Raw genomic sequence first — 12,794 nt, 5'->3', positions numbered from 1 at the left:
TTCAATCGAGCGATAGCTCCGACCTGCCGCTGGTGAGGTCGGAGATCAGCCTTGAAATGACGTCCTGCTCGGCTTCCGGTATCTGGATTCGCAGCTCGGCACCTGTCTCTGTGAACGCTTCCTCGGTGATCTTCACATCCTCGATCGACTGCAGCCTGGCCTTCGTTCTTGCGAGGTCGGAAAACTCGATGCTGACGGCACCCTGCACCGAAGGCTTGAATTCGATGAGCGGGCCCGCTCTCAGGCAGGCGGCAGCCGTGCCGCCATAGGCGCGCACCAGACCACCGCTACCGAGCAGAATGCCGCCAAACCAGCGGGTCACGATGACGACAGCCTTGTCCAGCGACTGGCCGTCCATGGCGGCAAGGATCGGCTTGCCCGCCGTCCCGCTCGGCTCGCCGTCATCGGAAAAGCGATAGGCTGATCCAATCCGCCAGGCCCAGCAGTTGTGAGTGGCATCGGCAACGCTATGCCCAGCAATGGCGTCTTTCGCTTCCCCCTCGCTCGCGACGGGCAGCGCGATCGCCAGAAAACGGCTTTTCTTGATGACCTGCTCGAATGTGGCCGGCTGTTCTAGCTGAAACATGGTCTCAGCATTATCGCTGCCGCATCCCGAAGGGAAGTGTGGCGCACGCTCAACCGAAATCGACGGCCGTCGTGTTCGATCCGCAGACCAGCACGCAGATGCGCTCACCCGGTTGTGGACGGTATTTGCCCGAAAGTATCGCCGCAAACGCTGCCGCACCACCCGGCTCGGTCACCAGCCGTGCGCCGGACCAGAGCGCCTTCTGGGCGTTCAGAATGTCCTCGTCGGTCACGAGGACCGGCGGCTCGATGAATGCCTGTGCCACCGGGAACATCAGCTGCCCCACCTGCCTTGGCGCAAGCGAGTCGGCCGCGATACCGCCGGCCGGCGCATCCACGGGGCGGCCTGCCTTGAAGGCGTCGTAAAGCGTTGGCGCGCGGTCGGATTCCACGGCGACGATCTTGACCCGGCCACGCATCCAGGATGCGATACCGCCGATCAGCCCGCCGCCGCCGACGGCGACCAGCAACGTCGTAATATGCGGCAGGTCTTCTTCGATTTCCTTGCCGAGCGTGCCTTGTCCCGCCAGCGTTTCCTGCTGGTCGAACGCATGCACTGCCATCGCCCCGGTCTGCACGACATACTTCTCGCTTGCGGCCAGCGCATCCGCATAGCGGTCGCCGCCGATTACAAGCTCTGCGCCGTAGGAGCGGATGAGATCTATCTTTGCCTTGGAGGCGACGCTTGGCACGAAGATATGCGCGGGAACACCGAGTTTGCGGGCCGCGTAGGCAACGGCTGCACCGTGATTGCCGCCCGATGCTGCTACCACGCCTGCCGCCTGCACCTCCCGGCCAAGAAGATTGGTGAAAGCGCCGCGGACCTTGAACGAACCGGAATGCTGCAACTGCTCGAGCTTGAGATCGACTTGGCATGGTTCGGCCCCGAAATCCTGCATGTCTACCCGCATCGTCGGGGTGCGGCGGATATGCGGACGGATCAGGGTTTCGGCTTCGGCAATATGTTCTGCTGTGACTGCGACCGGCATGAAGACCTCGAAATGAATTGGCATCAATCCGCAGGTCGCGAAATGATGAAAAGGCAATGGGATCTATTCAGCGCATTGGCGGCGGCCGGTCAATCCGCCTCGCTCGAGGTAAGTTGAAGCCGCCCGGCATTGCGGGGCGGCTCCAGCGGATACTCAGTCCTCGATAAGGTCCTTGAGGAAGTCGTCGCACCAGCGATTGATGTCGTAGGTCAGCAGGTGGTCCATCATCATCTGCCAGCGCTGCTTGCGCTCGTCGAGCGGCATGCTGAGCCCACGCGCGATGGCATGCGCCGTTCCCTCGATGTCGTAAGGGTTGACCAGAAGCGCGCCGCGCAGCTCGCGGGCCGCTCCGGCAAAGCGTGAAAGCACCAGCACGCCCGGATCTTCCGGATCCTGCGCCGCCACATATTCCTTGGCGACAAGGTTCATCCCGTCGCGCAGCGGCGTCACGAGGCCGATCTTCGCCAGCCGGTAGAGCCCGGCAAGAACCGGGCGCGGTACCGATCTGTTGATGTAGCGGATTGGCACCCAGTCCACTGTGCCGATCGCCCCGTTCACGCGGCCAGCCTGTTCGGCGACCATGCGCTGCATCTGCTCGTACTCAGGCACTTCGGACCGGGATTTCGGCGTGATCTGCAGATAGGTCACCTTGTTGTGGTGATCCGGATTGGTGGCGACAAACTGCTCGAAGGCGTCGATACGCTGTGTAATGCCCTTGGAATAATCCAGGCGGTCGACGCCGATGATGAGGTCCTTGCCCTCTACGCTCTGGCGCGCCTTGCGCACCATCGCGTTCTTTTCGGCCTTGATCGCGAATTTGGAAAAGATCTCGGTCTCGATCGAGATCGAATAGGCGCCGCCCTTGAAGGTGCGCCCGAAGGTCGAGAACTTCTTGCCGCCGTCGATCCGCTCGCCGATCCCTTCGCGCACCAGCCCGCCGCCAAAATTGTCCAGATCGAAATCCGTCTGGAAACCGACCAGGTCATACTGCGAAAGACCGCGCATGATCTGCTCATGAACCGGCATGGTGAACAGCACGTCGGCTGGTGGCCACGGGATATGCAGGAAGAAGCCGATCTTGTTCTTGAAGCCCATCTGGCGAAGTTCGGCTGCCAGCGGGATCAGGTGGTAGTCATGCACCCAGATGATGTCGTCTTCCTTCAGAAGCGGCGCAAGCTTCTGCGCAAAGAAGCGGTTCACCCGGAAATAGCCGGCCATTTCCTTGCGACCGTATTCGGCCAAGTCCATCCGGTAGTGGCAGATCGGCCAGAGCACCCGGTTGGCAAAGCCGTGGTAATATTCCTCGACGTCGGTGTCGGTGAGATCGGTCAGCGCATAGGTGATCGCGCCATGCTCCTGCATCTCAAGCGGGCCGGGTTCCTCGTTGCCGCTGGAATTGCCGGACCAACCCATCCAGATGCCGCCGCGTTCCTCAAGGGCTGCCTGCAGGGCTACGGCAAGGCCGCCGGCAGGTGCCGCACCGGTCTTGTCCGGAACGGTGACGCGGTTCGATACGACCACTAGACGGCTCACGATATTTCCTTTCGAAAATGCATTCTCAAATCAGTTCAGGCTGCGGCAAGCTTGGCGATCAGCGCGCGCAGTTCGGCGGCCGATCCCAATGTTGCCGACGCGACGGTGTCGGCCGCTATATCGGAAATACGGATCGAGTGGCCGCCCAGCTTGTTGGCAACCCTGAACATCGCTTCATCGGTTACATCGTCACCGATCGCGATCGGCAACCGGCCGGCAAATGGCTCTTCGCTGAGAAAAGCCCGTAGCGCATCGCCCTTGCTGGCGCGGGCAGGGCGGATTTCCACCACCATCTTGCCCCGCTGCAGCGTGAAGTCGGATCCTGCCCGCTCGCGGTAGCGTTCCATCGCCGCCTCGACTTGCCCCTTGAATGTCGGCGCCTGTCGGTAGTGGGCAGCCACGGCGAGACCCTTGTCCTCGACAAGAACGCCCGGCCAGGCTGTTGCTTCCTCGGCAAGGCTTGCTTTCAGCGCCTCGAAATCAGGACCTGGCGTTACCCGCTCGATCGCTCCCGACATCGATCGTCTTTCCGCCCCGTGCAGGCCGGCAATCGGAAAGATATGCGGCTTGAACAGCTGATCGGCGTAGGGCAGAGCCCGACCCGTCACCAGCGCCATGGCACCGCTCAGTTTCGCGGAAAGCCGGGTCAGATTCTCGGCCAGATCGTCAGGCACGACGATACCATCAGGCGTATCCGCGATGTCGATCAGCGTGCCGTCGATATCGAAGAAAACCGCCCATTTGGCGGGCTGGTTCAGCACTTCGTGCAGAATGTCGGTGCCGTCAGATGTGCCGGCATGCGCGTCCGCGCTCGATTTTGTATCATCAACCATGCAGCTTCATTTAGGCTTTGAAGCCGCCGCGACAACAGGCTGAGGCAACATTGCGTTGCAAAACGTGATGGGGAAGGGGCCACAAAACTGTCATCTCGGCCGGTAATTCATGTTTCATTAACCCTATTTCGAGACGCTTGATTTTCGGCGGTTGTGTGCGTTGCAAGCAGACAGAGTGGAGCAGAAAGACAAATGTGTCGTTGGGCAGCTTATCGGGGCGAACCGCTTTATCTGGAAGAACTGGTCTCTTCGCCCGCCCATTCCCTGATCGAGCAATCCCACTGTGCCACACGCGCAAAGACCGCCACCAATGGCGATGGTTTCGGCATCGCCTGGTATGGCGACAGGCCAGAGCCCGGCCGCTACAGGGACATCCTTCCGGCCTGGTCCGACTGCAATCTGCGCAGTATCGCACGGCAGATCCGCTCACCACTGTTTCTTGCCCATGTCCGCGCCGCAACGACGGGCGCAACACGGCGCGACAACTGTCACCCCTTCGTCCACGGCCACTGGTCCTTCATGCACAATGGCCAGGTCGCGAGCTTCGAAGCGATCCGCCGGCCGCTCGAAAGCCTGTTATCGGACGAACTGTTCTCGGCCCGGACCGGATCGACTGATTCCGAACTTCTCTTCCTGCTGGCGCTGCAATTCGGCATGGATACCGATCCCTTGGGTGCGATGGAAAAGGCGATCGCCGCCGTCGAAGACATCTCGATGGAACGGCTTGGCACGGCACTCGTGCGCTTCACCGCATGCTTTTCCAACGGCCGCCAGCTTTATGCGGTGCGATATGCCACGGATCACAAGCCACCGACACTTTATGCCGCACCGATGACAGGCAAGGGGTCGGATGCGGATGGATCAAAGACCGGTTACTGCCTGGTGTCGGAACCTTTGAACGACGAGGCCGATACCTGGGTGGAAATTCCAGATGGCAGCGCCGTCAAGGTCTGCCCGGATGGCATGCAGGCACTGCTCTTCCAGCCGCAGGCGCTGTCGAAGGCTGCATGATGCTTATCCGAGGCGGGCCGCTATCAGCTCGGCCAGCCGCATCGCAACCTCGTCCTTGCCAAGATCCGGCCACGCCTCGATCGCGGTCTCGGAGATAATCTTCACCTGATTGCGCATGCCGCCCATGACGCCGGTCTGAGGAGAGACGTCGTTTGCGACGATCAGGTCCGCACCCTTTCGCTGAAGCTTCGATCGCCCGTTCTCTTCCACATTCTGCGTCTCGGCAGCGAAACCGACGACAAGCGTGGGGCGCTTGTCGTGATGCCCGACCGTTTTAAGGATGTCGGGGTTTTCGGTCAGCATCAGCGGAGCCGGTGCTTCGCCCGGCATTTTCTTGATCTTCTGGTCGGCGGAGGAAGCGACCCGCCAGTCGGCGACGGCCGCCACCATGACGGCGATATCGGCGGGGAGACGGCTTGTCACGGCCTCGAGCATCTCGGCCGCCGTTTCCACATGCAGCGTCGTGACGCCATCGGGATCGGGGATTGTCACCGGGCCTGAAACGAGTGTCACATCGGCACCGAGTTTCGCCAGCGCCGCAGCAATCGCATGGCCCTGACGGCCGGATGAGCGGTTGGCGATGTAGCGCACCGGATCGATCGGCTCATGGGTGGGGCCGGAGGTCACGATGGCGGTCTTGCCGGCCAGCGGTTTCGGCGAAGCATCAAGCAGCGCAATCGCCGCGGCAGCGATTTGCAACGGTTCTGCCATCCGGCCGGCGCCGGCCTCGTTGCTCTCAGCCATCTCGCCAACCATCGGCCCGATCACATGGATGCCATCAGCCTTCAGTGTCTCGGCATTGCGTTTCGTCGGAGGAGCCGCCCACATTTTCGGGTTCATGGCAGGCGCCACCAGCACGGGCAGATCGGTCGCAAGAAGCACGGCGCTTGCCAGGTCGTCCGCCATTCCGTGGGCCATCTTCGCCATCAGGTCGGCACTTGCGGGTGCGACGATCACGAGGTCCGCGTCGCGCGCCAGCCGGATATGGCCGACATCCTGCTCATCCTCGCGCGAAAAAATCTCCGTGTAGACATGCCCGCCCGACAGTGCCCCGACGGCAAGCGGCGTCACGAATTCCTGGGCGGCCCTGGTCATGACCGGCCGCACCGAGGCCCCGCGTTCGCGCAGCCGCCGGATCAGGTCGAGGCTCTTGTAGGCCGCGATGCCGCCGGAGATGATGAGAAGGATACGCTTGTCTTTGAGTTCCATAGCCCGCCCGCTTTCGAAGTGACCGGAAGCTAGGGTTTTGTTCTTGAACATGCAATCATCCTTCAGCAAGAGTGGTGAAACTCCCATGAACGGCGGTCGCAATGAATGATTTCAAGTCGGTCGAACCTGCCTCAAGCCAGACCCTGATCCAGCCTGCCATCCCGATCTTCCGCATTTTCGACGTCGGCAAGGCGATGGAGTTCTATTGCGGGTTCTTAAGCTTCACCGTCGACTGGGAGCATCGGTTCGCTCCCGACGCACCGCTCTATTGCCAGATATCGCGCAGCGGCATGCTGATGCATCTGTCCGAACATGCGGGCGATGCCTCGCCGGGTGCCCGCGTGTTTGTCCCCATCACCGGTGCTGCAGCGCTCCACAGGGAACTCAATGCCAAGGACTACGCCCATATGCGGCCGGGGCTGCACCAGGCGCCCTGGGGTCTGGAGGTTTCGGTGACGGATCCGTTCAGCAACCGCATCACCTTCTGCGAACGCGAGATCAAGGGCTAACCGGTCAGCCTAGACCAGTTCGAACAGGTTGAGCGCGATCGGGGAACGCTGTGCCTTCATGACGGCGATCCCCAGTCGCGCCACCGGTCCCGGCCCCTCGATCGGCCGGTACACGACGCCCTCGATGGCGATCTTCGTGATGGAGCCCGGGACGATCGAGACGCCCAGCCCTGCGGCAACCAGATTGACCACGGACGGGATCTGCGGCGCTTCCTGGGTGACGTTGAGCTCGAACCCCGCATCGCGGCAGGCGCTGAGGATATCGTCGAACAGGCTGAGACCCACCGTGCGCGGAAACAGCACGAAGGGCTCTCCTGCAAGCGCTGCGATCGGCACGGTCCGTAAGGTCGCAAGCTCATGGTTCGCCGGCAGTGCGATCAGCATCGGCTCGTCCGCCAGACGTTTCAGCCGCACCGCCTTCGGGTCTTCCAAGCCTGGACGGATGAAAGCAGCGTCGATCTCACCGCGTTCCAGTTTCTCGATCAGCCAGTTGCTGTTCATTTCCGCAAGCGACAGCGCAGCGCCCGGCCACTCGCTCCGGAAGCGGCGGATAGCGCCGGTTACGACCGGGTTGAAGGCGGCAGACGCGGTAAAGCCCAGCGCCAGCTTGCCTGTCTCGCCGCGCGCGGCACGCCGGGCAGAAAGTTTCGCAGCCTCTGCTGCCGCAAGCGAGGCCCGCGCCTCGGGCAGAAATGCTTCGCCAGCCGCAGTCAATTCCGCACCATGCGGCACCCGGTGAAAAAGCGCTGCACCGATCTCGGTTTCGAGATCGCGGATCTGCTGGCTGAGCGGCGGCTGGCCGATACCAAGCCGTGCCGCAGCCCGCGTGAAATTCTGCTCCTCGGCGACGGCGAGGAAATAGCGGATATGCCTCAGTTCCATCGGTATCTGTAAAACCTATCGAGAATGCCTGCGCCATATATTGGATTAATGGAAGGCGACTGGCTACCTCTGATGGACCTGAAAGGTCGAATACCTCATGCCCGCCTCCGCATCCCTGAACGCCGATTTGTCCGCGGCCTTGAACGGTCAAGCTCTTGCAGAAGAGGGGGAGGGGGAGAAGCTCTATCTCGTCCGCGGCACGCCGGCCTACCGGAGGGCAAGTCTGGCCTTCTTCATGTCCGGCTTTTCGACCTTTGCACTGCTCTACTGCGTCCAGCCGCTGATGCCGATCTTCGCGCGTGATTTCGGCGTCAGTCCGGCTGCAAGCTCGTTGTCCCTGTCGCTGTCGACGGGCTTTCTGGCGGTCGCCATCTTTTGCGCCGCCGCCGTGTCGGAGCGGTTCGGCCGTCGCAGCCTGATGTTCGTGTCTCTGCTCGGCGCCTCGATATGCACCATCGCCTGTGCCGCTATGCCGAACTGGAACCTGCTTCTGATCATTCGTGCGCTGGAAGGCCTGTTGCTTGGCGGCGTTCCGGCGGTCGCCATGGCCTATCTGTCGGAGGAAGTCGATCCGAAAGGGCTCGGCGCCGCGATGGGCCTTTATATCGCGGGCAACGCCTTTGGCGGCATGGCTGGGCGTGTCGTCACCGGGGTTCTGGCGGAATATTTCTCCTGGCGTCTGGCGCTTGTAGGCATGGGCGCGCTCGGCATCGTCGCCGCCATCGGCTTTCTCGTTCTCCTGCCGCCTTCGCGCAACTTCGTGCCGCGCAAATCCAACCTGCGCTATCATGTCGATGCGTGGCTCGGTCACCTGAACCATCCGGCACTGGCACTTCTGTTTGCCATCGGTTTCCTGCTGATGGGCGCGTTCGTCACCATCTACAATTACATCGGCTTCCGGCTTGTGGACGCACCCTACAGCCTCGATCAGACGGAGCTCGGGCTGATCTTCACGGTCTATCTGTTCGGCATCGTCGCGTCCTGGACCGCCGGTATTCTTGGAGATCGCTTCGGCCATTTCGCCGTCATGCTCACCGGTATCGTCCTGGCCTTTACAGGCGTCGTCATCACACTCGCCACACCGCTGCCGCTGATCATTCTCGGCATCGTGCTGCTCACCTCCGGCTTCTTCATCGCCCATTCGGTGGCAAGCGCTTTGGTCGGCCGCATGGCAAAAGGCACCAAGGGACACGCCTCCTCGCTCTATCTTCTGGGATATTATCTGGGCTCGAGCGTCGCCGGCTCGGTGGGCGGCCACTTCTGGAGCGCCGATGGCTGGTGGGCCGTATCGGCCTTTACCGGCACGATGCTGGCGCTCGCCCTCGCGGCAGCACTGCTGTCGCGCAGTATCACGCGGCGAAGCTAGCTCTTCTTGGCGGATGCGTTGATGGCGGGAGCCGGCGAGGTCGTCAGTTTGAAATCCGTCATTTCCTTCGGCGTCAGATAGTACAGCCGGTCCGGCGGGGTCTCCAGCGCGTGCAGCCACAGGCCGGAGCCGATCCCCATTTCCTCGAGATGTCGCGTCACCCGAGCCGTCGTCGCCTGGGCGCCGGACATTGCCTCGTCGGCGCTCGGCCGGTTGCGGCCGCCGTTGAACACCTGATGCACACCGATTACCGCATCCTTTTCGGCTACCCGCGTGACACCGCCGGCAAACACGATGGGGCAGGAGGAAGCACAGAGCCCCTTGGTCACCACAAGCGTGGCAAGCTTCTTCTCGCGGATCAGCTTCGACATGGCGATCGCGTCGCCCACCGAGCCGCCGGGGGAGTTGAGCGACACCGTCTTCACATATTCGCCGCGAGCCTCGATCTCGGTCGCGAAGCGCTCTGCAGCACCCGGCTCGATCGCCCCTTCAGCCTTCAGAATGCCACCCGTCGTCAGGTTGAAGGTCATCGCCTTGCGCAGCACGTCTGCCGGGCTTGAAGGCTCGACGGGCGGCGCTGCCGGTCGCCCCTCGGTCAGCGCCGGTGGCAGAACGGGATCCGTCTCGCGCATCGGATCGTAACCCGGGCTCTCGGGCTTTGCGGTGGCGATCTCGCGAATGTCTGTGACGAGGAAAATGCCGGAAATGCCGAGCATCAGATAGAAGACGCCGCGCAGGATGACACCGTCGTCGAGCCGGCGGATTGCCTCACCGATCCTCATGGCTGCGGTCCCGGCGCGTTTTCGGATCGAGACTGGTGATATTGGTATTCTCGTCGGCCCTTGCCTCTTCCGCCTTCACCCCGTCCGCCTTCCGCTCGGCCAATCGTTCATCCTCCTGCGATGTCTCGGGCGCTACCATGGCGGCGGTCGCCTGTTCCACGCTCATACCGCTGGCACTGACGGCGCGCTGGACTTCGAGCGCCTGCAAAAGCTCGGCAGCGGTAATGCGCTCGGCAAACGGAAGCGGGTCCTCCTGTCGGCGGATCGCGCCATGCACGACGGCCAGGATGAACACCATCACACCCGGCAGAAGATCGATGGAGATCGCGCCGGCCCAGGCTGGAATGAAGTCGCCGGCATATTCCAAAACGGCGCCGGCCGGCGAAAGCGGCACGAAGCGCCGTTCTCCGACAGTGGGACGCGACAGGATCTCGTCGGCAGCCTTGGCCAGCGCCTTGGATTGCGCGCTTACCGAAGCCTTCACCGTCTCCATCACCTGGTTCTGGCGGTTGACGAGGTCCGGTGCTGCCCCATCCGGCACCGGCGCAATAAAGCCGATCGCCAGATCGTCTGCCGCACGACGGATCGACGGCGCGATCGAGGTCTGCGAAAGCGAGGACACGACGCCCGTCAGCGCCACGGCCTCGGTCGAGAACTGGTCGGCGCGGGGTCCGATGTCGCCCGGTGCCGAAACTAGCCCGCGCATCGCCTCAAGCCGCTTCTGGCCCTGTTCGAAAAGATCGGCCACCTGTTCGCGCGACCCGTTGATATTGCCTTCCAGCGATTTCATCTGGGCCGACATCTGGGTGAGCAACTGCACCACGCTGCCTGAGCCGGTGGTGCCGGTCAGCGAACCGGACTGGCGCTCGACACCGGCAAGCTGCGAGAACCGCTCACCGGCGCGCTGGATATCCGGCAGCAGGCTCTGGGCCGCAATCGCGTTCTGGTGGGCACGGTCGAGATCGGCCGTATAGGCTTCCACGGTTTCGGAAAGGTGCTGTTCGACAGCGGACGACCCGGCAAGTGCTGCGGCGTTGAGCCAGCTCGACATCGCCATGATCATCACGGCACCCGCGGCCATCACCGCCAGCATCGCGGTCCGTCCGGTTCGCGAGGTGATGTGCGGATAGAACCGCGCCATGTAGGACCAGAAGGCGTAGATGCCGACCGACACCGACACCGAATAGATGATCGCTGCAAAGAACACTGCCGTCGGCGAGCCGTCGAGAATGGTGCGGGCACCGAGATAGGTATAGACGCCGGATGCCAGCGCCAGCACTGCCAGCGCAAAGCGCGTCATCGTTTCGACGGCAACAACGCCGTCCTGCAGCCGTCGGGAAGCGACAAGCGCCATGGGCAAACTCCAAATGGCCACTTGGGGCACGCGAAAGGACTATATTCCTTTAAGAAAGTCTGAAGAACCCGGCGGAATAAAGGCGTGCCGTGCTCACGCTTGCGTGGGCTGAACGCCCTGCATGCCGAAGCCACCAAGCGCAAAGAAACCGTCGATCGCATGGATCGGCGAGATGGCGATCAGCTCTGTCAGGAAGGCCTCGGACGCGAGTTCTGCCTCGATCGCCTCAACCTCCGCCGAAAGCGGCCGATCGACCGTGTAGAAGGCTGCATGGCGGCGTACGGCATCGTAGATCAGCTTGACCGCGCCACCCGGCTCGTCGCCGTGGATATCCATCGCCTGGGCAGCAAGCAGCGCTTCAAGCGCCGCCAGTCTCTGCAGGGCCTGCACCTGTCGCTCGAACCGCTCGATCACCAGCGGCAGAAACGCTGCCTCGTCCTCCATGCCGCCGGCCACCACCAGCGACTGCGCCGAAACCGGGTTGGTCATCGACAGCACGCGCGAAAAGATCTCGCCGGCCAGCTTGATGATCGGCCCGAAGCCCGTCGCAATCACACCATGCGGAACCAGATTGACCGGCAGATCGCGGCGCTGGCCGTTTCCAAGAAGAACGCAGCGGTTGAAGGCATTGCGTGCGGCATGCGCCATCGTCAGCGATGCCGATTCCAGGAGCACCGTAACGTCGAGCGGCAGCGAACCGCCTGACGTCAGAACCCGGCCGTCGACGATCACGGGGTTGTCGTCGGAGCGGCCCGTCGCCGCCAGTATCTTGTGGCCGGCGGTCAGCACGCTTTCAAACACCGTGCCGAACACCTGCGCGATCATGCGCAGGCTCAACGGGTCTTGGATTTGCGTTGCCTTCGGCCAGTCCCAGCCTTCGGATGCGTTGCACAGCCATTTGCCGATCATCGCCTCGCGTGGTGTGCCCACATGGGTGACGGCAATCCACGGGTCGCGGGATCCGCCCATCGCACCGGAAGCGGCCATGCCTGTGGCAAGCAGCGTTCGGATGGCGCAGGCGGCCGTGCGCGTCGCGTCTGCGGCGGCCGCAAAGCTGACGGAATTGACGCTGAGCGAGGCAAGGCTGTCGCGCGGCGCCATTTTCATCGGCGCGATGCCTGCCGCCGCAAAGGCTTCCGCTGCGGGCAGGCGGCGTCCCTCGAACATTGCCTCGCCGACGCCGGTCAGGACAGCACCGATCTGCCCCATCAGACCGATATCGGCGCAGCCGATCGAGCCGGTGCGCCGCACGACCGGAATGACGTCGGCCTGCAGCAGATCGAGATAGGCCTGAACCAGTTCGGTCGAGCAACCCACATAGCCCGTCAGCGCCGTGTTGACGCGCAACGCCATCGCATTGCGCACGACGCAGATCGGAAACGGTTCGCCGGTGCCGAAGTGATGGGCCCGGACGAGCCCGATATTGAAAGCGTCGAGCTCTTCCGGCGACCACGCGACGTCCTTCATCGCACCAACGCCAGTCGTCGCGCCATAGACGGGCGTGCCCTCGGCAATCGTGCTCTCCAGCACCAACCGCGCCGCAGCGACACGGGCAAGCCCTTCGGCACTGGCTGTCACGGTAACTTCGCCACGGCCGATCTTGATCAGCTCGGCAAAGCCGATCGGCTGGCCGGTGAGTTCGATTGTGATGCGGTCTGGGTTTTCGGGTGCGGCGGACATGGCATTCCTTTTTGCCCGCACACTAATTCATCCTGTCGTCCAAGGTATATCCCAGAACCTG

At 62.7% G+C, this 12,794-nt stretch carries 11 protein-coding genes and 1 pseudogene; 3 read left to right on the top strand and 9 right to left on the bottom strand.

Translation table 11 applies throughout. The features are described 5' to 3' along the window. Position 1: 1 nt before the first annotated feature. The 4 genes from ACQY1J_RS19245 to otsB all read right to left on the bottom strand — a co-directional run bounded on the left by ACQY1J_RS19245 (position 2) and on the right by otsB (position 3,940). Positions 2-586 carry an IMPACT family protein gene (locus ACQY1J_RS19245; protein ID WP_430250588.1) on the bottom strand — a complete coding sequence of 195 codons (585 nt, stop codon included), beginning with the start codon at positions 584-586 and terminating at the stop codon, positions 2-4. A 49-nt stretch (positions 587-635) separates the two neighbouring features. Then, positions 636-1,574, bottom strand: coding sequence for a threonine/serine dehydratase (locus tag ACQY1J_RS19240; RefSeq protein WP_430250587.1), 939 nt, complete (start codon positions 1,572-1,574; stop codon positions 636-638). A 153-nt stretch (positions 1,575-1,727) separates the two neighbouring features. Beyond that, the gene (otsA, locus tag ACQY1J_RS19235; RefSeq protein ID WP_062454049.1) at positions 1,728-3,107 is read right to left on the bottom strand and encodes an alpha,alpha-trehalose-phosphate synthase (UDP-forming); all 1,380 of its coding nucleotides are present in this window, start codon (positions 3,105-3,107) and stop codon (positions 1,728-1,730) included. Positions 3,108-3,142: 35 nt separating this feature from the next. Continuing rightward, positions 3,143-3,940, bottom strand: a complete 798-nt coding sequence (gene otsB, locus ACQY1J_RS19230) for a trehalose-phosphatase (RefSeq protein WP_430250586.1) — start codon at positions 3,938-3,940, stop codon at positions 3,143-3,145. Between the two features lie 192 nt (positions 3,941-4,132). Between otsB and ACQY1J_RS19225 the strand changes: the two genes are divergently transcribed. After that, positions 4,133-4,951 carry a class II glutamine amidotransferase gene (locus ACQY1J_RS19225; RefSeq protein ID WP_062454047.1) on the top strand — a complete coding sequence of 273 codons (819 nt, stop codon included), beginning with the start codon at positions 4,133-4,135 and terminating at the stop codon, positions 4,949-4,951. A gap of 3 nt (positions 4,952-4,954) precedes the next feature. Here the strand turns inward: ACQY1J_RS19225 and coaBC are convergent, their stop codons facing one another. Then, positions 4,955-6,160 carry a bifunctional phosphopantothenoylcysteine decarboxylase/phosphopantothenate--cysteine ligase CoaBC gene (gene coaBC, locus ACQY1J_RS19220; protein ID WP_430252006.1) on the bottom strand — a complete coding sequence of 402 codons (1,206 nt, stop codon included), beginning with the start codon at positions 6,158-6,160 and terminating at the stop codon, positions 4,955-4,957. A gap of 146 nt (positions 6,161-6,306) precedes the next feature. Between coaBC and ACQY1J_RS19215 the strand changes: the two are divergent. Beyond that, positions 6,307-6,669: pseudogene (locus tag ACQY1J_RS19215) on the top strand (glyoxalase superfamily protein); the annotation flags it as partial. Between the two features lie 9 nt (positions 6,670-6,678). Here ACQY1J_RS19215 and ACQY1J_RS19210 read toward each other — a convergent pair. Beyond that, on the bottom strand, positions 6,679-7,551 hold the full coding sequence (locus ACQY1J_RS19210; RefSeq protein ID WP_209902936.1) for a LysR family transcriptional regulator: 873 nt from the start codon (positions 7,549-7,551) through the stop codon (positions 6,679-6,681). A 97-nt stretch (positions 7,552-7,648) separates the two neighbouring features. Between ACQY1J_RS19210 and ACQY1J_RS19205 the strand changes: the two genes are divergently transcribed. After that, on the top strand, positions 7,649-8,917 hold the full coding sequence (locus tag ACQY1J_RS19205; RefSeq protein ID WP_430250585.1) for an MFS transporter: 1,269 nt from the start codon (positions 7,649-7,651) through the stop codon (positions 8,915-8,917). Here the strand turns inward: ACQY1J_RS19205 and ACQY1J_RS19200 are convergent. The 3 genes from ACQY1J_RS19200 to ACQY1J_RS19190 form a co-directional block, all read right to left on the bottom strand. Next, complete coding sequence (locus ACQY1J_RS19200; protein WP_430250584.1) at positions 8,914-9,699, bottom strand: ATP-dependent Clp protease proteolytic subunit; 786 nt, start codon at positions 9,697-9,699, stop codon at positions 8,914-8,916. The genes ACQY1J_RS19205 and ACQY1J_RS19200 overlap by 4 nt on opposite strands. Next, the gene (locus tag ACQY1J_RS19195) at positions 9,686-11,053 is read right to left on the bottom strand and encodes a hypothetical protein (RefSeq protein ID WP_430250583.1); all 1,368 of its coding nucleotides are present in this window, start codon (positions 11,051-11,053) and stop codon (positions 9,686-9,688) included. Before ACQY1J_RS19195 ends, ACQY1J_RS19200 begins: the two co-directional genes overlap by 14 nt. A gap of 93 nt (positions 11,054-11,146) precedes the next feature. Then, positions 11,147-12,733, bottom strand: a complete 1,587-nt coding sequence (locus ACQY1J_RS19190; protein ID WP_430250582.1) for an aromatic amino acid lyase — start codon at positions 12,731-12,733, stop codon at positions 11,147-11,149. Positions 12,734-12,794 lie beyond the last annotated feature (61 nt).

This window comes from Neorhizobium sp. DAR64860/K0K1, assembly GCF_050500205.1.
Classification (GTDB): Bacteria; Pseudomonadota; Alphaproteobacteria; order Rhizobiales; family Rhizobiaceae; genus Neorhizobium; species Neorhizobium soli.
This window is presented reverse-complemented; position numbering and strand designations above follow the sequence as displayed.